The sequence below is a fragment of the Mesotoga sp. UBA5825 genome (genome assembly GCF_002432955.1).
In the GTDB taxonomy this organism is placed as follows: domain Bacteria; phylum Thermotogota; class Thermotogae; order Petrotogales; family Kosmotogaceae; genus Mesotoga.
In genome coordinates, this window is the sequence record NZ_DJHG01000029.1 from 19599 (window position 1) to 43184 (window position 23586).

The following is a 23586-nucleotide window of genomic DNA, read 5'->3' on the forward strand; positions in this document are numbered from 1 at the left end:
GAAAGGCTTGGAAGAGAGAGTTCTCGTAGTCGATGTTGATTGTCTAGGAGAGCTGGCAACCCGTAACGGGTTGCTGGCTCTTCCTTTGGATGAAATTAGAGAACGCGTCAGGAGATTCGGAAGGTTCGTACCGCGTTCCGATGCAGAGCACGATGAATCAATGAGGCAAATAATACCTTATGCGGTCTTCAAGAATGGAAATGAACACCTCCTCATGAAGAGAACTAAGAAGCAAGGAGAAGCGCGTCTTCACGACATGTATTCGATAGGTGTCGGGGGTCACATCAATCCACAAGACGGAGCGTATCCCTGGGAGGCATTTGAGAATGGCTTCGAACGGGAGATCCGAGAAGAAGTCTCGGTGGAAATTCACTCAATTGAATACTTGGGAATCTTGAATGACCTTCAGACGGCTGTAAGCAGGGTCCACATGGGTATTGTATACTTGGCAGAGGTGGATTTCAACGGATTTAACGAAGTAGAAAAGTTCACGGGTGAGATGGTCCACCTGGCAATGCTTTACAAATATAGGGAGAAGATGGAAACATGGTCTCAAATCGTTTTGGGATATCTTCTGTCTCGTTGAAATGTCCGGCAAAGATAAACCTGTATCTTGCGGTAGATAAGAGGAGAAGTGACGGATTTCATAACATAAGCTCCGTCTTCCAGACAATAGATTTATTTGATGAGCTGATCCTTACTCCAGGAGTTAGTGAGACTTACTTCAAATGCAATACCAACATAAGCTGGAATCAAGAGAACACTCTTCACAAAGCGCTTACTGAAGTTGAAAGGCAGACTGGGAGAAAGATCGAAATTGGAATGGAACTGAAGAAGAGGATTCCTCCAGGAGGAGGTTTGGGTGGAGGTAGTTCAGATGCCGCTTCTTTACTGAGATTCTTTGCTCAGATATTCGAAATCGAACCTGAAAGAGTGATTGAAATGGCATCGATGGTCGGTAGCGATGTCCCTTTCTTTCTTAGAGGTGGAACAGCAATAGTTTCGGGAAGAGGCGAGATTCTTAGTTATCCTGGCGATGTAACGGGATATTCCGTTGATTTGAGCTTTCCGGAGGTTGAGGTCTTGACAGTACTGGCATACAGATTAATAGATGAAGGGGATTTCTTTCCTGGAATTGATGAGAGAGGGGCCGAGCAATACTATAAAGCTCTGAAGGCTCATGATAGCCTTGGGATAAAGAATCTTTCTCTAAATTCATTTCAGAATCCTATCTTCAGTCGCTTTGCGGAGATCAAAGAGCATTATTCGAAATCCTCGTTGGAGAAGCCTAATGCAGTCGTTACAATGATGACAGGATCAGGATCAACCATCTTCTCGCTTTTTCAAGGCAGAATTGGAAAGTACAGGTTCATTAGTTCAGAGGAGCTGAATAGAATATGGTATTCGACGGGTTGACTCTTCAGAGAGTCTTAGCAGAGATCTCAACTGGTCTTGGAACGCAGCTTCGGCAGGTATATCAGATTGGAAAGACGGAATTCTTTCTTAAGCTGTCAAAGATGGGAATCGAGATTTCCGTAAACCCCTCTTCTCCATATGTAATTGCATCTGAAAGAGATCGGAACTCCCCGTCGCTAGAAACCCCTTTCAGCATCTTCTTGAGAAGACATTTGAACGGTTTCTTTGTCACAGGAATAGAACAGAAGGAAATGGACAGAATACTGAGGCTAGACTTTGAAGGAAGGGATGCCTTTGGCGAAAGGACGAAGTACTCTATTGTAACTGAATTCATTGGCCCGGGCTCGAATATGATAGTGCTTAATGAAGAAGGCTTGATAGAGCAGACATTCAAAGAGATGATTACTTCTAAGAGGTCTCTGGTTAGAGGACTTAAGTATTATTCTCCCGAAAGCCCCGGAAGGTGTTTGAGAGAACTGTCAGCTGAAGAAATTGTCTCCACCCTTCAAGAGTCTAATCAGATTCTTTCGAAGGCAATCAGCGTATCCTTTACTGGCCTCTCACGAGCAACAACTGAAAACATAGTCGGATATCTTCAACTTGAAGACGTTCCTCCTCTTGCACTTGGAAAGGAAAGGCTCCGCGAGACTGCCGAATTCTTGAAGAGTCTGGTAGACAACTCCAGTGACGACTTTCTTTTCACTCTTGAAGCCAAGAACGGAAATGAGCTTTCTCCAATCCCTCTTGATTTCAAGGGTCATTGTGAGAAGATTCCGGCATCCCTGGCGATCAGCAAGACTCTTGAATCGATAGGGGTTGAAACCGAGATTGACAGGAGAAAGTCAACGATTCTCAGAAAAATCGAGAGAGCTTCAAAGCGACTCTTCCTATTAGCCGAGAAGCTTGAGAAAGAGCTTGCAGAAGTGGAAAACTATGAAGAATTCAGAAGATACGGAGAGCTACTCGTCGCAAATCTTTACCGGTTGAAGGAAAGACAGTCAGAAGTGGAGCTTGATGACTGGGAAAGCTCTAGCAAGGTGAGAATATCGCTCGATAAGAGACTGACGCCATCGGAAAACGCACAACTCTTTTTCAAGTACTTCAGCAAGTCACAGCGGAAAGAGTTTCAAGTGAAGAAACGGCTGAGAATACTTCGTGCTGAAAGCGATTACTTGGAGCAGCTGAAAGAGATGATCGTTCAGGCAGAAACAATTGACGATATTCAGGAATTCTCATCGGAATTGGAAGAAGCAGGAATAATTCACAAAGGCAAGAGCGAAAGAAAGAAGAAAAAGAAGGTTCAGAAGTACGGACCGAGAGTCTTCGAAAGAGATGGAATGAAGTACCTCGTGGGAAGAAACAATCTTCAGAATGACGACATAACGAAAAACGCTTCCAGGAATGATCTGTGGTTTCATGCCCGAGGCATTCCCGGAGCCCATGTTATACTTAAGAGAGCGGGAAAAGAGATCACTTCAGATGCTCTCCATTACGGCTCTTTTCTTGCAGCAATGTATTCAAGAGGAAAGCAATCTGGGAAGGTGGAAGTAGTATATACCGAAGTTCAAAACATAAGAAAGCCCAAAGGAGCTAAGCCAGGGATGGTTCTATATAAAAAATCGGAAACAGTTACGGTAGATCTCACCAAAGAGATGGTACCGAAAAAATGATAAAGCTTCCTCCATATATCTTTTTTTTAGGAGGTTTCCTAACTTACGCTTCGATCTTCTTTTCGAGTGCTGCCGTGTCGATGACGATGTCGGTTATCGGAATGACAATAAGCCTCTATATCTGGTATATTCTTGCCTGGAATCGCGATAGACACATAAAGAATATGAAAACGAAGGGCCTCGTTAAGCCGGAGCAAATTCTTGAGCTCAAAATCACAAGTAATTCCAGAGTCTGGGTAATTCTGTACTCCGCCAGCTATTTGACAATGAACTTGACGGGTCTTTATATCGTCAAGGCCATTGTTGAAAACATAGACATCAACCTCGATGTCCCCAGCGTGGAAGAACTGATGACGCTGCTCGGCACTGGCTACGTTCTTTCCAGCTGGTTGTTCTTCTTGACAGGAATCGCTTCTCTGTTTCTTTACGGAAAGCTGATCACAATGCTGTACAACGACGAGATGAAGATACAGTCACTTGAGAGCAAACACAGGAACATCCCTGAGTTGATTGTCAAGCCACTGTCTATAGTTGTGATGGTAGTCTTCACGCTCGTAACCTACGGCCTGTTTAGCTGGTTCATGAGATACAGGTTGGCCGCTATACAAAGATTTCACAACCAGATCGAGAGTAAGCTTGACGAGCTAGATATTTCATTTAAGGAAAAGGCGATTCAGGAGCAACAGCAAGAGAGAATAGAGAGTCCAAAAACGAAAGACAAAGAAATCCTGGACAAATACTCTTCCAGTCTTGCCACGACCGGCGAAAGCGAAAGAAGAAAAGAGATTATCGCTTCTCTATTCAGAGATCTGGGCGATCTGAAATCCGACCAGGCTTTATCTCTGCTCAATAATCTACTTTCGAAGCAGTTACTTACGGAAAATGAGTTCAACAGGCTCACAAGACTTTTAGTTTAGCAGGAGGAAGGAAATTGATCCGATTCAGAAGTGCAACCATAACTTTGATAATAATAAATGTCGTCGTATATCTTTTTGTTATGATCATGGGGCTTTTCAGGGGCCCACAGGGTATCAGTTATCGCGACTTGATAACGGTTTATGGCGGGGTGAGCAGGTTTGCTCTTTCAAATGGCCTCATTTACACCCCTCTGACCGCTCTCTTCCTTCATGGAAATCTGATGCACATTCTCTTCAACATGTGGGCTCTATTTCAGCTTGGACACATAGTTGAAGGAGTTTATGGTATGAAGTGGTACCTTATCTTCTACTTCATTACGGGAATTAGCGGGAGCCTGAGTGCTGCTGCGTTTTCTAATGCATTCACTATTGGCTCGAGCAGCGCTATCTTCGGACTCGTAGGTATCCTTTTCACTTTGGGACTTAAAGATGACACTCCTGTCGCGCTACGCTCGATAACCGGGTACTCCCTACTTCCTATCATATTGATCAACTTGTTTCTCGGCTTCAGTATTCCAGGGATAAGCAACGCAGCTCATATTGGTGGCCTTGTGGCCGGTGCGATAATCGGTTGGTTCGCAAAGCCTGCTTATGCTAGATTCGCCCGTACTAGAAAAGTCTTTACGAAGGTGAAGGAGAAGAGTCCCGAAGAGTTCTCCAGAGATATTCTTGTAAGGTATATTCCTGTTCTGAACGATCTCAAAAACGTGAAATCAGAAGAGAGAACGTTGAGAATCGTTCAGTTGAGAAGTGAGCTGAGCAGTCTAAAGGATCAGGAAGTAGCCTCAAAAGTTCTCTGGGAGCTCTACAGACGTGATCTACTTTCAGAAGAGGAGTTCGAACGCTTGAGAAGATTTCTTTGACATTACAATAAGAGCCCCTTTCGGGGCTCTTTCATTCTATGAAGTCGCCGTCGATATGCATCTCAGCATCCACAAAGTCTTCTACAAAGAGAACTCGGGGAGCGTCAATACCGTTGAAATTAGTAGCATACTCGGTTGTGTAAGCACCGGCATTGATGAAGTATAATATGTCTCCGTAACCAATGTTCTTCGGAAGATCGATTTCATGATAGATCGTATCCACGGAATCACATGTGGGTCCCGCAAGATGAAAAGAGATCTTTGTGTCATCAACCTTTCCTTCGGTAAGGACCTCGTATCTGAACCCTTCGATTGTCTCCGTGAGGCCGTGAAAGACACCTGCATCTATGTAGACCCAGTTTTCATTACCTTTCTTGCTTCTGAGGATCACCTGGCTTACGAGAATCGCTGAATTCCCAACCATCGATCTTCCTGGTTCTATGAAGAGCTCGAGATTAGAAACTGAAGACATGTACTTGTCGAGTGCTTTGTTAATAATATCACCATATGCCTTGACAGACTTGATTTCTCTGACGTGCTTAACCGGCATCCCTCCACCAAGGTTCAGCATCCTGAGATTTATACCCTTAGAGCGCAGAGTCTTGAATACTTCCGAGGCATCTCTTATGGCGTCGTCCCAGCTATTGACGTTGTAATTCTGAGAACCAACATGGAAGCTTACTCCGTAAGCGTCAAGTCCAAGCTGATCGGCGTATTCCATTATTGAAATGACATGGTTCACATCGGTTCCAAACTTTCTTGACAGAGGCCAGTCGCAATCGCCGCCGCTGGTAGCGATTCTTCCGTACACTTTGCTTCCGGGAGCGTGGGCGGCTATCTTCTCCACTTCCATTTCCGAGTCGACAGCATAGTAGTCTATTCCAACGGAATAAGCGTATGCAATATCCTCTACTTTCTTGATCGTATTCCCAAAACTCATTCTTTCTGGACCAATTCCAAGCGAGAGGAGTTTCTCAATCTCTCCGCGCGATGCTACGTCGAAATTACTGCCGAGGTCCCGAAGAGTCTCGATAATCCTGGGGTGTGAGTTCGCTTTAACCGCGTAAAACACCTGAACATTCCTAACATGGCTTACAATGTCGAAATAGTTGTTTCTAACGTAATCCATATCCATTATCAAGAATGGTGTCTTTACTTCTCTTGCGGCCTTTCTTACCTCAGGGGTAATGTGCACTACGGCATCCCTCCTATAAAATAATCAAGTTATTGTAGCATCGATACTATGAAGGAATGCCAAAGATAAAATGTCATTTATAGTTTAATAACGTTACAAAACCATATTGCCCAATAATAGGCGCTTTCAGCTTTCTATGAGGAGTCTGCAAGTTTTTTCTAGAAATTCCCGATCAATATCATTGAAACTGTTTTGAAAATGACTGTCAATATCCAGTTCACCTATGACTGTTTCATCGACAATCAAGGGTAGTACGATCTCTGACTTGGTACGCGCGCTGCACGAAAGATAGTTGGTCTCCTGTGAAACATCTGGTATGAGAAATACACTCTTCGTCTCGGCCGCCTGGCCGCAAATTCCGCTACCAAAGCCTATCCTGACGTGTTCGGTGGGTTCGCCCACATACGGTCCCAGTATGAGGGAGTTATCTCCATCGGAAAGATAGAAGCCTGTCCAGTTATAGTAGTCTACATACTTGTCGAGAAGTTTCGAGATAATCGTCATCTTCTCATCAAAACCGCATTCCTTAGTGCTCATCTCTATGTACTTGAGTAAACGGTCAAATCTCTGTACCTTCTCCTCCAGAGACATACTAATGCGAACGTTCATTTCGGAATACTCTATGAAGTCTTCCAATGCCCTCATGGCTACGGCAGGGAAGTCTTTTATGTTGCCTTCACTCCAGCAATGAAGAAGATCTATCATTACTACATTTCCCTTTGACGTTGGAACGATAAGATGCTCTTGTTTTCCCAGAGCACCCAGAATGTGGATCACAAAGTCTTCCCTTTCCAGGTGAAGCTGTGACGATATCTTTCCAAGATTTTTAAGGACCCTCCCTTTCTCGATAGGACCATGACTTTCCCAATAATGAGAAAGTCTGTCTATCTCCCTTCTTTCCAGTTTCTCAATCTCTCCCGAGAGGGTTCTGTCATCGAGATTGTTCTTGAACATGTATTCTTCGAGTACCCTTGGATGCTTTTCTCTGTATGCAGCCCAGAAGTCTCCCCACTTTTCCTTCGGATAGCTTAGAATACTGAAATAGTCATAAGTGAAATCCCTGAAAATGCTCCTCATCTAGCTACTTTCCTCCTACGCCAAGCAATACATAAGCATCATAATTGGACGGGTAGAATCTGTTTTCAGAAAGCGAATCGATCAGGCCGTAGTAGTAGTCCAGTCCCCCAAAGCTTGAAGTAACCATTACTATAGGTCTATGATATACATGAGCCTTAGAGAATAGCTCCCTGATTTCCGTTGCTCTAGTATTAATGAAGAGATATGTACCTCTCTTTTCAATCCCATTTATTTCTGGAACTAGACCCGTTGCATCTATCTTCACGCCTGCCTGAGCAGACCACTGAGCTTTTATTGTCTCGGCAAAATCTCCGAAACGAGTGCTGTAATCAGGAATGTTATTGACTACAAGAATTTTTGGTGAAGAGCTTGCACCCCTTGTAGGTTCTGGATCATCACTTCCCGGTCCTGTAGGTATTATCCGACCTTCTCCATCTATGTAGTAGTCTATCTGGGCAAAGCTGACAGACCTCGGTCCAGTGAAAAAGCCGACGGCGAAATCCGTGAGAGACTTCTTGTCGATGCTGATATCTGTCTTTTCAAGCAAGAAGTCAATCATCTCGACTATCTTTGAGGGTCCTGCGTTAACAAGGTTCTTCAAGAACTGCTCCACCACCTGTCTCTGCCTCTCTATCCGGCCCAAATCCCCAGAATCCGCCTGCCTATAACGCAGAAACTTGAGCAAATCTTCACCCTCAAGAAAGTGTATTCCAGGTTCAAAGTGAATGTGGAGTCCCTGCTGAAAGTCATCGTGATGCATCAAGGAATTCACTTCAACTCTTATAGGACCGGTGAACCTTGTGAGTTCAGTCACGGTGCTGAAATCAACAACTACCCAACCGGTTATTTCTCTTTCTGTGAGTTCCTCGACTCCCTTGATAAGTGCCTCCATTCCGAATGAGTTGTATAGTGAATTGATCTTCCTTTTCTCAGATCCATAAGAAATAACTGTATCTCTCGGAATACTTTTCAAGAGAAGTTTTCCAGAGGATCCAAAGTAGACTATGGAAATATAGTCAGTTCTTCCGCCAACGGCAGCCTTTGAGTTACCTCCAGAATCTATGCCAACTATCAGCACTGTCTCTCCCGCAAGGTCTCTTCCAGTCATAGAACCGTATGCATCTCTGAAAACCAGAAAAACTAGGAAGAAGAAGAGAAAGACCTGAAGAACCGAAATTGTTGCAAGGGTAAAGTGAACAGACTTCATCAGTTTGAGAGTGCTCTCTTCACACTGTCAAGAGAATCGGGCTTTAGATATAGACGGCTAACGGTTTCTCCTCCAACCCCTACAGAGATCTTCAAAGGAAACTGAGTTAGTGTTTCCAGCTGATACGCCATCCTTGAAGAGCTTCCAAGTCTGTCGAGAAGTACGGCAATCCCCCTAGATGTAAGAGTAGTGGAACCGTCGTTTTCCTTTACTGTTTCTGCAAGTCCATTTATCTTCCAGTAATCGAACAACTTGAACCCTCTTAATGCCATTGCATCAATTAGCTGAACGGGATTCGAAGCATTCACACCTAATCCCGATGCGAGTTCACTTATCAGCTTAGGACTAAGATTCACGAAGTATGAGAAGTCACTGTTGGTGTTCAACCAACTATGCACCAATCTCATTGCCTCTGCACCAAGTTGAGGATCAAGGACCTCTTTGGAGTTCTCGATCGTTGCAAATACCGGAAAAGTTACCACAGAAGTCCGGGCGCTCACAGTGGTTCTCAAATAGTAGTACACGTGTTCATTGCCCTCCTGCCAGTGGAAGAGATAGTCCACATAACTTGCCTTCATCTCATCGCTTCCGCTGACTGAGCTGATTGTGAAATACACATAACCGGCACCGGCAGCAACGATTACTAAGATAACAATGATCAGCCACAACAACTTCGGACCACGTCGTTTCTTTGGCTTAATTAGAGACATGATTGGCACCTCCAAGTAATTCATTCCACGTCCACACAGTCTCAGGAAGCAAGAGACTGCCCGACTTTACGGCCCATGTTATTTTCAATCTTATCACGTCAACAAACGATTTTTCCAGATCTGCTTCGGCCGCCACACGAATCTGGAGGGCCTCGGGAAAGGATCTACTTTCCTCGCTAATATCGGCAATCATAAGTATCTTTCCAAGCATACACATACCGGGAATCCCGCTGACATGCCAGTACACTGCCTCAAACACGTCACCTTGCAGTCCGAACTCTTCATTTAGAAAACAGGCAGCAACCTTGCCATGAAGAAGAATTGGGAAGTTTCTCTCGATATCTGATGGCTCTATCCCGTATGAGACTGCCTTTCGCATAAGTTCATCTCCATCCGCATCTCGGAAGAGATCGTGCGACAAGGCTGCGAGTGCTGCCTTAAAAGGGTCAGAGTTATGTACAACGCTGAGTCTCTTTGCCAATCTCTCGACCCCCGAAATGTGTTCTAGTCTCTCTGGAGAGCAAGTCTCTTCTGCCTTCTCACGAACAGCTTCAGTTAGCAAATCGTACCCTATATTCAACCTCTACCTCCGCTACCTCGCCTGGATCGACCGATACCGTGTAAGTCCACATACCTGTTTCTTTTATGTACTCGAAATCACAATCTTCACAATTCAGGTGGAATTGTTCGGCGTTCTGACCAAGGTAGTCTTCAATTTCAACTGTAACAGTCTCCTCGGAAAGGTTCCTAACGTAATAAGTGTTCTTGTAATATCTATACTTTGAATCACCAAGCGTTGTCACAGTCGTCTTTCTACCCGAAACTTCTATTGATCTTGCTATGCTTTGAAGAACAACACTCTCTCCCTTTGCAATATTTCCAATTCCTGCGGAACCTAAGTATACAGATTCGCTCCAGACCTCCATGACGCCGGACGGAAGATCAATTGGAACTTCATTCAGATAAACGTCAATTTCAACTCCGGTGAAGCTACTTCCGCCTCTACTTGCTCTGAAGACTAGCCTCTTATCTCCAGAAAAGAGTTCGGAGAGAAACGCGATATAGTTGGTGCCACGTTTCAGAGGAACGGAAATCTCGTAAAGTCTCGTCTCAGCATCGGAAGTAGCAGGAGATACTGAGTAAGATTCATTTACCATCTTTGCCGCCATGTCCCTGGTTGCATAACCGTAACCTGGATTTGATGAGACAAGAGTCACGTTTTCATCGGTTTCCATTTCAAGATGCACTATCATAAGACCCGTTAGAGAGAAATCCTTAAGTGAGAGCGAGTACCTCGTGGTCCAGCTGTTGTTCCTAACTTGATACGCAAATGAAGACTGACCGCTGAAGCTATCCTGGGAGTTCAACAGAAAACGGGCGTTTGGGCTGAACTCATCGGAGAAAACAGGATACCCTTTTGGATTCACGATGATTTCGCCATATGAATTTCTGAATACTGGAAGAGGCGAGACAACCTCAAGTCTCTCAACTCTACCGTCTTCATAAACAAACTTAACAGGTCTTCCCAGATTTCTTTCGTATAGCGATTCCACGCTGTCACCTGGAACAAAGTTGATCGTAGTAGACTCAGGCACCCCAAATACCGAGAAGGTTTCTGGTTGAACCTGGACACCATAAGGAACCTCAATAACCGCTCTTCCTTTCTCAAAAGCTACCTCCCCGGTAAGAATCGAGAAACCATTGAAAATATAGAGTTGCTCAGAAAATGCGACAAATGCTCCGATAATGAAAACAACTAGAATCAGAAACCTTTTCATACCCCACCTCCAGTTATCACCAGATCTCTCCTTCCTCTCCATAGACTTCGACACCGTTCCAGATCATTCGCTGCCAAACAGACTGAAATAGAGAGTCCAGCTCGCTTCTTTTGCACGCAACCATGCTTACGGTAATCTCTGCTTCCAGCTTCGAATCGTGCTTTCCCGTCTCCACAACGGAAGCGTTGAAGTTTCTTCGAAGGTCGCTAAGGATCGGCCTTATGATGGACCGTTTTTCCTTCAATGAGCTTATTCCGTAAAGTCTCAATACATAGGTCACATAACCTACGTGCATCTTGTCTCCTCCAAGTTCTCTCGAATCTTTGACATCTGGCGCTTGACTGCCGTTCAAAAGAAAGCGGGGGATAACCCCCGCTTCGTCAATCTGAAAAGCCTTACTTCTGCTGTTCTTCAAGCTCCCTCTGTCGTTCGAGAATGATTTTCTGCTGGACATCTGGTGGGGTCTCCTGATAAGAGTTGAATCTCATGGTGAAGTAGCCCCTTCCGCTAGTTATAGAGCTCAGCTTGTTAGCAAAATCAAGCATTTCCGCAAGTGGGACCTGAGCGACGACTTTCGAAGTGCCCTTCCCTTGAGGTTCCATGCCCATCGGTCTGCCTCTTCTAGAAGTTATCTCACCCATTATATCCCCTGTCGCTTCTTCGGGAACGAAGACATCGACATCCATCAAAGGTTCAAGAATTACCGGATTGGCTTCTCCCATACCATTCTTGAACGCCTGCCTGGCAGCTATCTGGAAAGACATATCTGAAGAATCTACATCGTGGTAAGAACCGTAGAAAAGCGTTACTTTTGCATCGACTACCGGATAAGAAGCCAGCACGCCCTTTTTCATTGCCTCAACGACACCTTTCTCAACTGCAGGGATATAGTTTTTCGGAACGACCCCGCCGACGATTTTATCAATGAACTCAAAACCGGCACCACGTTCATTAGGCTCAATTTTGATCTGAACGTGTCCGTATTGACCGTGACCACCGGTTTGCTTTTTGTGTTTATACTCAGCCTCAACGGTCTTTCTCACTGTCTCTCTGTAGGCGATTTTCGGCTTTCCTACTTCGACATCGACGGAGAAGAGTTTTTTCAGCCTCTCTATCATTATGTCTAGATGCACAGAACCCAGACCGCTGATAACCGTTTCATTGGTTTCGGGATCGTTTTCCCACTTGAACGTAGGATCGGACTCTGCAAGTCTCGCGAGACCTCCGCTAATCTTATCGATGTCTCCTTTTGACTTGGGCTGAATCGATTTAGAAATCATTGGTTCAGGCATTTCCGGCAATTCGAGTTTCAGCTGTCTGTCCTTGTGAGCTACCGTATTACCTGCAGCGCTCTTCTTGAGCTTACTTAACTTGACGATATCCCCGACAGTAGCCTCATCTACCTCAATCTCCTTTGTACCCTCGGGAAGCATAACATGCCCGACTTTCTCCAAGGATTCTTGATCAACCACGATGAAAGTGTCTCCTTGTTTGAGTGTCCCTGAAAGTATCTTCATGAAAGTCAGCTTTCCAACGAAGGGATCAACGACTGACTTGAAAATGTAAGCCACAAGCGGCTCTTCTTCGGTAGCGTTGACTTCTATCTTCTCTCCGGAAAGAAGTGTGGCTGCCTTGGGCGATGTCTCTGATGGCTTCTTTCCAACTTCGATCACAAAATCGAGTAGCTGCGAAATTCCGATATTTTTTGCTGCCGAACCAAGAAGAACCGGAATCACTTCATTTGCAAGATAGGCCTTTTTGAAAGCCGAGGTAAGCTCATCTGTCGAGAGGGTTTCTCCCTCTAGATACTTCATCATCAGCTCCTCATCGTTCTGAACGATGTCCTCGATCATTTTTGTTCTAGCCTCTTCGGCAGCCGATTTGAGATCTGCCGGGATATCTTCTTCTTTGAACACGCCACCATCTTCGAAAATGAACGCCTTCATTTTCACAAGATCAATCAGACCTCTGAAACCAGCTTCACTGCCTATTGGAAGCTGCACAAGAACCGGTGTTCTCTCAAAGGTGTCTCCTAGATCGGCGAGTGTATCTGCGAAACCGGACCTCTCTTTGTCCAGCATGTTGAAGAATGCAATTATCCCTTTTCCATGCTCTTTGGCGACCGAACCAAACCTTTCGGTTTGTATCTCAATCCCGGCAGTAGAATTTATTACCACCACGATGTTCTCTGACACTAAGATTCCGTTTGCAGTTTCAGCATAGAAGTCCGACATACCGGGAGTATCGATGACGTATATCCTGCTATCGTTGTGGGGAACACTTGTTACCCCCATTGAGAAACTTGCTTTCTTCTCTCTTTCAACTTCTTCAGAATCGGTTGCAAGGATGCCTATACGATCAATCAACTTAGCGTTATAAAGCATCGCATCAACAATTTGAGTTTTTCCAGACCCGTGGTGCCCAATTAGTGTAATGTCTCTCTTGGCATCGACAGGAATCTTGTCCATATCTGACCACCTCCAAATCTATTTCAGTCTACTTTCGCGATCCAGTTATAATTACTGGAAGAGAAGGCACTCCCGAGGACGGCGAATTGATTATTTCACCATTGACAGATAGTATCGATGACTTCCCTCCATCAAGACACATGAGGGATTCAAATCCCTTGTCTTTGAAGAATTCTATCATCTCTTTGAAGGTTAAGCCATAGCTAGTCTGCTGATAGCCATCAATTACGATGAAAACAACTTCTCCGGTTTCTTTGACTCCAACAAGCGTTCTTGGAGCTCTGACATCCAGTAGAGATGCTGAATAGTAGTTTCGCTCGTAACTGGTTACAGGCTCGCCTCCATGTATTATCATCGGACCACCTTCAACAGCTCCTGTTACCTTCTTCCCATATGAATTCAACAACTCAAATGAAACAAATTCTCCAACTGAAGCCTTGTTCCCTATCTTCTGTACGGAAGATGGCGAAAGAACCAACACATCTGAACCCTTCTCCACACGGGATACGAAACCCTTTTTGGTAACCATGCCATCCCTTATTACAAGATAGGTGAAGTCATCAAAATCAGGGATACTGTTTCGATACTCATCTGTGTACAAGACGGCTTCTCCTCTATACGGAGAGTTAACTCCCGTGATTTGAAGAAAACGGTCTCCAAACTTGGCCGTGTAGAATACATCCATTCTTGAAACATATACTTCACCACCTTCAGTGAAGTAAATCGCCGGTCTTCCGAGAGTTGGAAGGCCTAGCACTTTGCCATCTCGAACAAGGAGACCTATTGGTAGATTATGATTCTGATCAAAGTATCCGCCATTAATCATTATCTCTGCACCGCTTCTTTTCAGAGTATCCGTTGCCTTCTCAAGACCTGCAATTTCATTGTTAGCGAGTTCAACTCCAAAAGAGAACTTCGAGCCGTCTATTTCGAGATAAGACATTGTGAACTTCTGGCCGCCCGAGTAAGACTCGAATACGTTTAGGTCGAAATCTAAGCTGGCCTCCTGCTGTATTGTTCTTCCCATACCACTTTTACCTCTAATAATCAGCGTCATTCCTTTGATCTCATACTCAACGTCCGACCACGGTTTCTCAGCAGAGATTTTCACAAATCCCCTCCCGGTCGTCACAGACATCCCTTCGTATGAAAGAAATGGATCTACTTTCGCAGGCTTCAGAGTGAGGGCAAGTGATCCGCTTCCGGTCCACCAAATTGTGAAAAAGTCCGGGAGAACATCTCTATCAAGGGTCACATAGATCGCTTCCTGTGTGTTTTGAATACCCTTCACAGTTACCGGCTGAGAATAGAGGATCAGCGCCTCTGCTTCGCTGAAGAAAGATTTGTCTGTAATAGCTGCAAGCAACTCTGCGTTGACTAGAACCTTGCTATCTCTGATAATAAGTGAGTTCTCAAATTCGCTTCCAAACTCCACGGTTGCTCTTTTTGTCTCATGTGAAAGTGAGACGATAATCCCTGACGGAAGAATCATTATCGTCTCTTCTTGGCGAAGAGACTGAGAAACAACTATCCCCCTTATCAACTCACCAATTATGTCCAGTTTTACGAAATCCATTGAACGCTCAACAACTACCGCATCGGCGAAGACCCTTGTCTGTCCTCTATCGTCAAGGTAGATCAGATTCTTTGCTGAAGTTACCAATGAAATTAGCAGGAAACAAATGAACAGGATACGTCTCATTGAATGCACTCCCTACAGTACCTCGTAGACTATCGGAGGAGCCTGCACTCTCTCCTCTGAAACACAAAAACAATCGCGAATTGCTACAGTTTCCCTTTCAAACCTATCCCTTTGATTAGCATAGACTATGGCGATCGTTTCCCCCTTCTCAACTCTGTCTCCAATCTTCTTAAGAACTCTCAAACCCACAGCCGGGTCTATTCTATCTTCCTTTCGTTCTCTCCCTGCGCCAAGCCTCATGCAGATCAATCCAATTGATTCGGCATCAACCGATTTCACATATCCGCTCACCTGAGATCTAACCTCTTCGATGAGGGCGGCCCTGTCAAAACAACTCTCATAGTTCTCCGAGAAATCCTTTGGCCCTCCTTGAGCATCTACGAATTCGTTGAACTTTTCGATGGCTTCACCAGAGTCGATCATGCGATCAACGATTACTTGTGCATCATCTTCGTCTGCAACACCACCAACTACCAACATCTGGCTTGCAATCACTCTGCAAAGTGAGCTGAAATCATTTGGACCTTTCCCTTTAAGAGTTTCTATTGCTTCCACTACCTCAAGCGAGTTTCCTACCGCGATTCCCAGTGGCTGGTTCATATCGCTTATCACAGCCTTCGTGGTTCTTCCCTTCCTTTTTCCAATGTCTATCATCGCCAACGCAAGTTCTTTAGCCTCTTCAAGGTCTTTCATGAAGGCGCCCGAACCGATCTTGACGTCAAGAAGAATTCCATCGGAATCGATAGCTAGTTTCTTGCTCATTATGCTTGAGGCGATTAGTGAAATCTCATCAACTGTGGCCGTAACGTCTCGCAAAGCATAGAGCTTCTTGTCAGCGATGGCTACCTGTGCGGTTTGACCAGCAAGAGCAATTCCTATTCGTTCTGATTGCTGCTTGAATTCATCAATATCAAGTGAAGTCTTGAAGCCAGGAATCGATTCCAGTTTGTCGATCGTTCCTCCTGTGTGACCCAAACCTCTTCCCGACAGCTTTGCGAAAACCAATCCTGCTGCCGCAACGATCGGTCCAACTACCAGAGTCACTTTGTCGCCCACTCCTCCGGTAGAGTGTTTGTCGACTTTTGTGCCACTAATGGACGAAAGATCGATCTTTTCTCCTGAGTCAGTCATGATCTCTGTCAGACAAAGTCTTTCTTCTGCATCAAGATGATTGAAATACACGGCCATTAACCACGCCGCCATCTGATAGTCTGGAACATTGCCATCTACAAAACCCCGTATCAGCGATCGTAGTTCATCTCTAGTGTTGGAATAGCCGTTTCTCTTCTTGATGATTATGTCGTAAGTTCTCATTTAAACACCTTCTTCAGTGGTAACTTAACTTTCAGAATCGTTCCTGTACCATACTCGCTCTCAAGGGAAATTACTCCGCCGTGTTTTTCGACTATAAAGCGTGTAATAGCCAATCCAAGACCTGTACCACCCATCTTTCTTGATCGGGCCTTATCAACCCTGTAAAACCTTTCAAATATGTGCTTCAGAGAGTCTTCAGGTATTCCAACACCCGTGTCTTCAACTTCAATCATTGCATGGTTGTTTTGAGCATAAGATCTTAGCCATATCTCTCTAGGCCCGTGCTCCTTAGCGGAGGTGTACTTAACGGCATTATCGATCAGGTTCAGAAGAAGTTGAACAAGTCTATCGAAATCTCCTTCTACAAAAATCCCTTCTTCTACGTCAACATTTACTGTAACACCCTTCTCACCTGCAAGGGGATCGACAATTCGAATAACATATTTGACGACTTCTCCGAGCTCTACGTCCTCCTTGCTGAAGGAGGCTTCGCCCGATTCGAGTTTCTCAAGGTCAAGCAAATCGTTTATCAATCTTGTCATTCTTGCCGATTCGTTTTCGATTATTGAAAGAAATCTGTAAACTGTGTCTTTGTCCTCAAGATCATCTTCTGCAAGCGTTTCAGCATATCCATGAATAGATGTTAGCGGTGTTCTAAGCTCATGAGAGACATTGGCAACGAAATCCCTTCTCATCGCCTCAACTTCCTTCTCCTTGGTAATATCCCTAAGAAGAATGAGATATCTCACATCGTTCTTCAGGGAGACTCTCATAATCTTACACTCTCTTATCGTTCTCTTCGGGTAGTAGATCGTTATCTCAGATTCCTGATTCTCTCTAGTTCTTACCGAATCTTCAAACAAATCGCCAATGTAATAATTGTCTATCGCTTCACTTATCTTCCTTCCAATTAGCTTCTTGCTCGAAAGCTCTTGCGCGGCTTTATTAGCGTAATCAATCCTTCCATCCTCTGATACTATCAAGAAGGCATCACTCAGATTATCAAAAATCGTCACAAGATCTTCGATTCTTGCATTTAAAGAAGTTACTTCCTCTTTAATGCTCGAAACAAGCTGCTGAACCTTCTTATAGATGAAAATAAACTCGGCGCTTCTCGGAACTTCTACAAGGTCCGCAAAGCGCCTTTTGGCGGCTTCTAATCTCTCGTTTTTCTGTCTTTCATGCCTGAACAGAATCAAGAAGAGAAAAGCTATCACCGCAACAGTAGCGAGGACAGCATAGAACAACGGATCAATCTTCCTTTCCAGGATCTCTGAACTTGTAACCTTTACCCCTAACAGTGATTATGTACTTTGGATTAGAGGCATCTTCTTCGATCTTAGTTCTTAGGCGTCTAATATGGACGTCAACTGTTCTTGTGTCACCGTAGTAATCATATCCCCACAGCTTGTCCAGGAGAACGTCTCTACTGAAGACTTTGCCCTCATTTTCTGCCAGGAATCTTAGAAGTTCAAATTCCAGAGGAGTAAGGCTGACCATTCGGTTTTTTACCCTTACTTCGTATTTCTCGGTATCGATCTCTAGGTCTCTCGCAAGTATCTTCTTTGGCCTTTCTTCTTTTGCCTGTGCGCTCTGCTGAATCCTTCTGAAAACCGCTCTTATTCTAGCCAGAACTTCTCGCACGCTGAAAGGCTTGGTAATATAGTCGTCTGCTCCGAGCTCGAGTCCCAACACCTTGTCGAATTCTTCGCTCTTAGCACTCAAGAATATAACAGGTGTCTGTCTGAACTTTTCGGTTGCTCTCAGGTTTCTGACCAGTTCGAACCCATCCATTCCTGGAAGCATAATATCAACGATGAACATATCAGTTTCATTGTCCTCGGCGATCTTAAGCGCTTCTTCAGCATCATATGCTTTCAGGACGTTATAGCCCTCCTTTTTCAAGTTAAAAGTAAGGAGTTCCACGATCGAAGGCTCATCGTCAACAACCAGAATACTCTTCTTTGCCATGCTTCTTCCACTCCTTCCGTTTCGAATTCACTTCCTCTGCATATTTTTTCAGAATAGGTGTTGGATCAACTCCACGCTCCACGTGTGCCAATAGCTCCCGGGAATGACTCTTATCGATATTCGCAAGCGCAAACTGAACTTGAGATTCCTTCAAACTCTCGAAATCAAGCTTTACGCCCTCAACCAACAACTCCGATCTGATCTCCTTCTCGTACTTTCTCAGTCCGCTTAGAGACTCCATCGGCATCTCTTCAAATGGAGTACCCGGTTTCGGAATCAAAGGGTTCAAACTAAGAACCACACTTGTATAACCCATGCTTGAAGCCTGTAACGCCATCTCGGCTATCTCTTGTCTATCCTCACGCCTTTCAAAGACGGCTCCATAGATGTAGTACATCTTCACTCTACGGAAACCGTGCTTTCTGCCTAGCTCCAAAGCGCTGAGGATATCTCCTCTGCTTATTCCTTTAGCAAAGGCATCTCTCATTCTCTGGCTTCCACCTTCTGGGGCAATAGTGAAAATACTCTGATTGGACAATCTGAGTGACTTCATTAGAGTATCCGAAACGGAATCGAGCCTAAGAGAAGAAACTGATAATTCGTACCCTTTCTCAATACAGTGTTCGGCTACTTCATCGATACCCGGATAGTCAGTAACGGTTGCTGCCACAAGTCCAAATCTATTCGTGAAGTCAGCTACAGAATCCATCAAGTCAAATACCTCATCAGACTTTCTGAATCTTGGTCTTCCGTATCTGTGACCAGCCACACAAAACCTGCACTTTCTAAAGCATCCTCTGCCTACCTCAATTAGGTACCGGTCTCCAAATACTGAATCGGGACTGATGAATACGCTCTCACCAAGAACATCAGAAAAGAAAGGAGTCACATGTTCCGTCTCTAGAGAAGCAATTATCTCCTTTCTGTGCATCCAGTGGTCAACAGCGGATAGACCATCAAGGAACTCCTCACTTAAGTCTCCCCTGTGAACCACATCGGCAACTTCTGTGAGGAGGTTATCATTGAAGTAAGTCATGGCTCCACCAGCAATGATCACCGGGTGAAACTCATTTCTCTCCTCTTTTCTAAGTGGAACAGAAAACTTATTAAGAATGTCAAAGACGTTCATTAAATCAAGCTCAAAGTGAACAGAAAAAGCCCAAATCTTGAACTCGTCAAGCGGCGTGAGTGAATCAAAAGAATAGTACTTCAGGAAGTCCTTATTGTAAAAGAACCTCTCAGCCCTCACGCTGCCTAATTCGTTAAGCTTTCTCAGCAAAACGTGCGTAGACAGACTTGCACTTCCTACTTCGTACGAATTTGGGTAAATAAGCGCTACCCTAACATCGCCAAATCCACTTACTTCCCTAACAAACCGCTCTCTGAATTTCAAACTCGAGACTTGCTCGTACTCACTCCAGCTTCTTTTGTCTCTCGGTTTACGCACTAAAAACTCTCCTGAGAAAATCAGCAGATATGAATTTACGCGAAAACTCGAAAGAACCAGCTTCAGAACCAAGCTGAGTAACTGACCCCGAAAAGCAGACTTCAGCATTGTCGGAGACAGATTCGATCTTTATGTTGACAACCATCTCTCTTTCCATCAATATCGGAGACTGATGCCTGACAAAGGTCTCGGAAACCACTGAAATCAACGATTCTGACTCAAAATCGGAGATCAGTGAATGGCCGCAGTTATGGATAATCTTCATCAAACCACTAGTCGACAGCAGGTTCAATAGTTCAAAGTCATACCGTTCCGACCACCTAAGCGAAACATCCGACGGAGTAACTGCTAGCGTGAAAGTCTTACCTTGTAGCGACTTCAGCCGCTCAAAATCCAACATTTCGCTTTCACCTCTACTCCTTTGTGATCTCGGGATCGCCTGCTGTCGCCCCAGGAGCAACCTCTACAGTCTCAATATCATCTCTATAATAGTTGCCGGTTTCAAGTCCCAGGATTTCGGCCAGTTCTTTGCCGGAAATCGTCTCCTTCTGAAGAAGATAGTCGGCCGCTTCATCCAGTTTCTTCCTGTAATCCGAAAGAACTCTCTTCGCCCTTTCATAGCACGTCAGAACTATTGTCTTAACCTCTGAATCTATCTCACTGGCAATTTCTTCAGAATAGTTCTTCATTCTTGTGAGCTCTCTTCCGAGAAATACTTCCTCTTCCTCTTTGCCCCAAGCGATTGGTCCCAATCTCTCACTCATTCCAAACTGAGTGACCATACTCCGGGCCATCGCACTTGCTCTTTCCAAATCGCTTGCAGCACCAGTGGTAATCTCGCCAAACACCAGATCTTCCGCCGCTCTTCCACCCAGGGCCTGAGCCATATTGTCTATCAGCTCAGACTTAGTTATTAGATACCTGTCCTCTAGTGGCAGACTTTCCGTGAAGCCGAGAATCGAAGTGCCGCGAGGAATTATTGTAACCTTGTGCACAGGAAAGGCTTTTGGAAGAATCAGACCGACTACGGCATGTCCTAGTTCGTGATAGGCAAGTATCTTCTTCTCACGATCGTTTATTCTCCGAGATCTCTTAGCCGGTCCCGCAAGAACTCTATCGATAGCTTCCTCAAGTTCAACCATTCCAATCATCTTCTTCTTCTTTCTAGCAGAGAGAATTGCCGCTTCATTGATCAGATTCTCCAGGTCCGCTCCAACAAACCCTGGAGTTCTCCTGGCAAGCAGCTGGACATCAACTTCAGGGTCTATAGGTTTACCTCGCATGTGTATCTTCAGGATCTCTGTTCTTCCTTTCAGATCTGGCGGATCAACTGAGATTTTCTTGTCAAATCTACCTGGGCGCAGCAAAGCTTTGTCCAGAATATCTGGTCTGTTCGTGGCCGCAATAACTACAACTCCGGTCCTAGCATCAAATCCGTCCATTTCGACAAGAATCTGGTTCAACGTCTGCTCTCTCTCGTCATGGCCGCCCCCGAGTCCTGCTCCTCTGTGCCTACCCACGGCGTCAATTTCATCAATGAACAGAATCGCAGGCGCTGAAGACTTAGCCTGAGTGAAAAGATCCCTAACTCTTGCCGCTCCAACTCCAACGAAGAGTTCGACGAAGTCCGATCCGCTTATGAAGAAGAAGGGAACCCCTGCTTCTCCGGCCACAGCTCTTGCAAGGAGCGTCTTCCCCGTTCCCGGAGGACCCACCAATAATATACCTTTGGGCATTCTTGCCCCTGTTTCCGTGAACACCGAGGGATCCTTCAAATAACTGACAATGTCGGCTAGCTCCTGCTGGGCCTCCTCAACTCCCGCAACATCCTTGAAAGTCACATGTTTGTCAGTGTTGACATATTTCTTTGCCGGACTCTTAGTGAATGTGAAGGCCTGTGAATTGCGGCCAGACATAGATCTCATCAAGAAGAACCAGATGAATACGATTATTGCGAGAGGAATCATAGTTCCAAGAAGATTCACCCAGAAGAGAGAATCGCTTCCTCTTTCGAATGTGATGTTTACTCCTCTCTCCGCCAATCGGTCTATGTGATTCTGAAAAGTTTGAGTCATAAGAGTCTGAGAGGGGACATACGTCTCAAGCGATCTTCTGGGGTTGTCTCCTGTTATGTACACGACTTTTCCATTATCGTAAACAACTATATCAATAATATTATTAAAGTCATCCAAAAACTTAGTGTAGGGAACTACAACACTTGTCTCAGTTGGATATAGGCCCCTGAGTGCAATTAGCAGGAATATACCCAAAACAACATAGAAGAGAATCATTCCAATCTTGGGCTTTTGATCCACAGAACTACCTCCTTTCAAGGCAAAAAACTACGCTGTCGAGACTGGAGGGGCAAACTCTGCAAAGCTCGCTCGTGACAACACCTGGAATCCAGAGGATATCTCCAAAAGCGTTTTCAAGAACCATAATTCTGCTTGAGAAGCCCTTCAAACCTTTCTCTGTAACTACATCGATAACTTTCTTATTTCTTGACATTCCAAACGGGATGATCTTGTCTCTTTCATCCATCGGCCGCAAGCTCAAAGGGAAGGAGAGCTTATCGCTCGAACATATGCTATTAAAGGCACCGTCCAATCTTTCGATCATCGCTTCCGGAATTTCTTCGTTGCATTCCAGGGAAATCTTCCATCCTTCTAGTTCACGGCTGAAAGGGAGAGAGTCTATACTTTGCCTTTCGATCCGCTTGAATCTAAGTTCTCCCCCGTAGAAGAAGACATATCTGCCAATCTTCGAGGCCTTGATATCTTCTCTAAACTCAACAGTCCACCCTCCTCTACTAGAAATCAGGAGATCGAAAAAGGCAACAACTCGCTCTCTGGAGGGTGGATACTTGTCAGAACTAAGAATAGAAACGATCTCTCTCACCATCTCCAACAAAACGGCCCTTTCAACTTCTTTAAGCTTCAAGGCCTCCACAAAAAAAACACCGTCTGCGAATTCGATCTGCTCCAGAACCTCTTCAACCCTTTCATGGATCAGTGCATATCCATCATTGATGTTTTCAAAGAACCTCCACACGGCCTCATTAAGTGCTGAGTTTATCTTTCTAAGCTCCGGAATGATTCTCAGACGAACGTAATTGCGCTCAAAATCATCCTCAGAGTTGGTTTCATCCTCCATAAATGTAACCCTGTTAATTGTAACATAATCTATAATACGTTGCATATCGCTGAATAGCAGAGGTCTTATCAAATCGCCACCTAACGGGCGCAGTCCAATCACGCCTTTCATGCCAGTTCCCTTCACGATTCTTAGCAGGATATTTTCTACAAGATCGTCTCGATTATGCCCTACGGCGATTAAATCTGCACCGATAGACAACTTAACTTCTCTCAGAAAAACATATCTTACTTCCCTCGCCGCAGACTCTATCGACAAACCGCGCCTCTTTTTCAAAAGCTCATTAACATCTCGTCTTTCGTGAAAGAAGGGTACCGACCGCGCCCGACAGAAATCGCCAATCATACCTGCTTCCTCGACGGGTCCCTTCCTTCGAAGACCATGGTCGAGATTTGCGGCAAAGAGGTCTATTCCCAGCTCCGATTTAAGATTTATCAGAACATTGAGAAGACACATTGAGTCCTTCCCTCCAGAAACTGCTACAAGAATTTTCTGACCACTTTCTATTAGGTCCCATTTCTTGATGAATTCGAGGACTTCCTTCTCGAAATCACTCATTTGCACCACCACCAATAATAATGCGCCCGTAAAGGGCGCATCTGGAGCCAACGAAGGGACTTGAACCCCCAACCTGCTCATTACGAATGAGCCGCTCTACCGGTTGAGCTACGTTGGCACCTGGTTCCAATTCTATATCA

The 23586-nt window shown here is 44.8% G+C and carries 21 protein-coding genes and 1 tRNA gene; 5 read left to right on the top strand and 17 right to left on the bottom strand.

Features of this window, described 5'->3' with window-relative positions; all coding sequences use genetic code 11:
- Positions 1 to 7: 7 nt before the first annotated feature.
- From B3N33_RS02575 to B3N33_RS02595, 5 genes are read left to right on the top strand one after another with little or no spacing between them, the layout of a single operon-like run.
- Positions 8 to 586, top strand: coding sequence for an NUDIX domain-containing protein (locus B3N33_RS02575; protein ID WP_292588499.1), 579 nt, complete (start codon positions 8 to 10; stop codon positions 584 to 586).
- A complete protein-coding gene (gene ispE / locus B3N33_RS02580; RefSeq protein ID WP_214079333.1) occupies positions 547 to 1416 on the top strand; it encodes a 4-(cytidine 5'-diphospho)-2-C-methyl-D-erythritol kinase in 870 nt (289 codons plus the stop codon). The genes B3N33_RS02575 and ispE overlap by 40 nt, the downstream gene beginning before the upstream one ends.
- Complete coding sequence (locus B3N33_RS02585) at positions 1398 to 3086, top strand: Rqc2 family fibronectin-binding protein (protein ID WP_292592118.1); 1689 nt, start codon at positions 1398 to 1400, stop codon at positions 3084 to 3086. The genes ispE and B3N33_RS02585 overlap by 19 nt, the downstream gene beginning before the upstream one ends.
- Positions 3083 to 4003 carry a hypothetical protein gene (locus B3N33_RS02590; RefSeq protein ID WP_214079331.1) on the top strand — a complete coding sequence of 307 codons (921 nt, stop codon included), beginning with the start codon at positions 3083 to 3085 and terminating at the stop codon, positions 4001 to 4003. The genes B3N33_RS02585 and B3N33_RS02590 overlap by 4 nt, the downstream gene beginning before the upstream one ends.
- Positions 4004 to 4017: 14 nt before the next feature.
- Complete coding sequence (locus tag B3N33_RS02595; protein ID WP_214079330.1) at positions 4018 to 4866, top strand: rhomboid family intramembrane serine protease; 849 nt, start codon at positions 4018 to 4020, stop codon at positions 4864 to 4866.
- Positions 4867 to 4897: 31 nt separating this feature from the next.
- On the opposite strand, the gene B3N33_RS02600 is transcribed toward B3N33_RS02595, so the two are convergent.
- From B3N33_RS02600 to B3N33_RS02680, 17 genes are all read right to left on the bottom strand, one after another.
- The gene (locus B3N33_RS02600; protein ID WP_214060420.1) at positions 4898 to 6061 is read right to left on the bottom strand and encodes a type III PLP-dependent enzyme; all 1164 of its coding nucleotides are present in this window, start codon (positions 6059 to 6061) and stop codon (positions 4898 to 4900) included.
- Between the two features lie 126 nt (positions 6062 to 6187).
- A complete protein-coding gene (locus tag B3N33_RS02605) occupies positions 6188 to 7138 on the bottom strand; it encodes a GAF domain-containing protein (RefSeq protein ID WP_214079329.1) in 951 nt (316 codons plus the stop codon).
- Positions 7139 to 7142: 4 nt separating this feature from the next.
- Positions 7143 to 8345 carry an LCP family protein gene (locus B3N33_RS02610; protein ID WP_214079328.1) on the bottom strand — a complete coding sequence of 401 codons (1203 nt, stop codon included), beginning with the start codon at positions 8343 to 8345 and terminating at the stop codon, positions 7143 to 7145.
- Positions 8345 to 9055 (bottom strand): hypothetical protein, encoded by a 711-nt coding sequence (locus tag B3N33_RS02615; protein ID WP_292588485.1) that lies wholly within the window; start codon positions 9053 to 9055, stop codon positions 8345 to 8347. The genes B3N33_RS02610 and B3N33_RS02615 overlap by 1 nt, the downstream gene beginning before the upstream one ends.
- Positions 9042 to 9635, bottom strand: a complete 594-nt coding sequence (gene yqeK, locus B3N33_RS02620) for a bis(5'-nucleosyl)-tetraphosphatase (symmetrical) YqeK (protein WP_214079327.1) — start codon at positions 9633 to 9635, stop codon at positions 9042 to 9044. Before yqeK ends, B3N33_RS02615 begins: the two co-directional genes overlap by 14 nt.
- On the bottom strand, positions 9607 to 10833 hold the full coding sequence (locus B3N33_RS02625) for a hypothetical protein (RefSeq protein WP_292592122.1): 1227 nt from the start codon (positions 10831 to 10833) through the stop codon (positions 9607 to 9609). Before B3N33_RS02625 ends, yqeK begins: the two co-directional genes overlap by 29 nt.
- Before the next feature lie 16 nt (positions 10834 to 10849).
- Entirely contained in the window at positions 10850 to 11248 is a 399-nt protein-coding gene (locus B3N33_RS02630; RefSeq protein WP_292592124.1) for a DUF503 domain-containing protein, read from the bottom strand.
- A complete protein-coding gene (gene fusA, locus B3N33_RS02635; protein ID WP_292592125.1) occupies positions 11229 to 13301 on the bottom strand; it encodes an elongation factor G in 2073 nt (690 codons plus the stop codon). The genes B3N33_RS02630 and fusA overlap by 20 nt, the downstream gene beginning before the upstream one ends.
- A 28-nt stretch (positions 13302 to 13329) precedes the next feature.
- Positions 13330 to 15003 carry a phosphodiester glycosidase family protein gene (locus B3N33_RS02640; RefSeq protein WP_214079324.1) on the bottom strand — a complete coding sequence of 558 codons (1674 nt, stop codon included), beginning with the start codon at positions 15001 to 15003 and terminating at the stop codon, positions 13330 to 13332.
- A 12-nt stretch (positions 15004 to 15015) separates the two neighbouring features.
- Positions 15016 to 16317, bottom strand: coding sequence for a thymidine phosphorylase (locus B3N33_RS02645; protein WP_214059778.1), 1302 nt, complete (start codon positions 16315 to 16317; stop codon positions 15016 to 15018).
- Positions 16314 to 17564, bottom strand: a complete 1251-nt coding sequence (locus tag B3N33_RS02650; protein WP_214059777.1) for a sensor histidine kinase — start codon at positions 17562 to 17564, stop codon at positions 16314 to 16316. The genes B3N33_RS02645 and B3N33_RS02650 overlap by 4 nt, the downstream gene beginning before the upstream one ends.
- Positions 17565 to 17568: 4 nt before the next feature.
- On the bottom strand, positions 17569 to 18288 hold the full coding sequence (locus tag B3N33_RS02655) for a response regulator transcription factor (RefSeq protein WP_214059776.1): 720 nt from the start codon (positions 18286 to 18288) through the stop codon (positions 17569 to 17571).
- Positions 18260 to 19735 (bottom strand): B12-binding domain-containing radical SAM protein, encoded by a 1476-nt coding sequence (locus tag B3N33_RS02660; RefSeq protein WP_214079323.1) that lies wholly within the window; start codon positions 19733 to 19735, stop codon positions 18260 to 18262. Before B3N33_RS02660 ends, B3N33_RS02655 begins: the two co-directional genes overlap by 29 nt.
- A complete protein-coding gene (locus B3N33_RS02665) occupies positions 19728 to 20135 on the bottom strand; it encodes a thioesterase, FlK family (RefSeq protein ID WP_214079322.1) in 408 nt (135 codons plus the stop codon). Before B3N33_RS02665 ends, B3N33_RS02660 begins: the two co-directional genes overlap by 8 nt.
- Positions 20136 to 20148: 13 nt before the next feature.
- Positions 20149 to 22050 carry an ATP-dependent zinc metalloprotease FtsH gene (ftsH, locus tag B3N33_RS02670; RefSeq protein ID WP_292592127.1) on the bottom strand — a complete coding sequence of 634 codons (1902 nt, stop codon included), beginning with the start codon at positions 22048 to 22050 and terminating at the stop codon, positions 20149 to 20151.
- 4 nt (positions 22051 to 22054) lie between these two features.
- Positions 22055 to 23446 (bottom strand): tRNA lysidine(34) synthetase TilS, encoded by a 1392-nt coding sequence (gene tilS, locus B3N33_RS02675; RefSeq protein WP_214079320.1) that lies wholly within the window; start codon positions 23444 to 23446, stop codon positions 22055 to 22057.
- A gap of 42 nt (positions 23447 to 23488) precedes the next feature.
- A tRNA-Thr gene (locus B3N33_RS02680) sits at positions 23489 to 23564 on the bottom strand.
- Positions 23565 to 23586 lie beyond the last annotated feature (22 nt).

Bases quoted from the DNA above. Each gene is read 5' to 3' on its own strand.
- B3N33_RS02625 (WP_292592122.1), bottom strand. From the start codon at position 10,833: ATGAAAAGGTTTCTGATTCTAGTTGTTTTCATTATCGGAGCATTTGTC.
- fusA (WP_292592125.1), bottom strand. From the start codon at position 13,301: ATGGACAAGATTCCTGTCGATGCCAAGAGAGACATTACACTAATTGGG.
- B3N33_RS02615 (WP_292588485.1), bottom strand. From the start codon at position 9,055: ATGTCTCTAATTAAGCCAAAGAAACGACGTGGTCCGAAGTTGTTGTGG.
- tilS (WP_214079320.1), bottom strand. From the start codon at position 23,446: ATGAGTGATTTCGAGAAGGAAGTCCTCGAATTCATCAAGAAATGGGAC.
- B3N33_RS02605 (WP_214079329.1), bottom strand. From the start codon at position 7,138: ATGAGGAGCATTTTCAGGGATTTCACTTATGACTATTTCAGTATTCTA.
- B3N33_RS02585 (WP_292592118.1), top strand. From the start codon at position 1,398: ATGGTATTCGACGGGTTGACTCTTCAGAGAGTCTTAGCAGAGATCTCA.
- ispE (WP_214079333.1), top strand. From the start codon at position 547: ATGGTCTCAAATCGTTTTGGGATATCTTCTGTCTCGTTGAAATGTCCG.
- B3N33_RS02665 (WP_214079322.1), bottom strand. From the start codon at position 20,135: ATGTTGGATTTTGAGCGGCTGAAGTCGCTACAAGGTAAGACTTTCACG.
- B3N33_RS02655 (WP_214059776.1), bottom strand. From the start codon at position 18,288: ATGGCAAAGAAGAGTATTCTGGTTGTTGACGATGAGCCTTCGATCGTG.
- B3N33_RS02610 (WP_214079328.1), bottom strand. From the start codon at position 8,345: ATGAAGTCTGTTCACTTTACCCTTGCAACAATTTCGGTTCTTCAGGTC.
- B3N33_RS02640 (WP_214079324.1), bottom strand. From the start codon at position 15,003: ATGAGACGTATCCTGTTCATTTGTTTCCTGCTAATTTCATTGGTAACT.
- B3N33_RS02590 (WP_214079331.1), top strand. From the start codon at position 3,083: ATGATAAAGCTTCCTCCATATATCTTTTTTTTAGGAGGTTTCCTAACT.
- B3N33_RS02645 (WP_214059778.1), bottom strand. From the start codon at position 16,317: ATGAGAACTTACGACATAATCATCAAGAAGAGAAACGGCTATTCCAAC.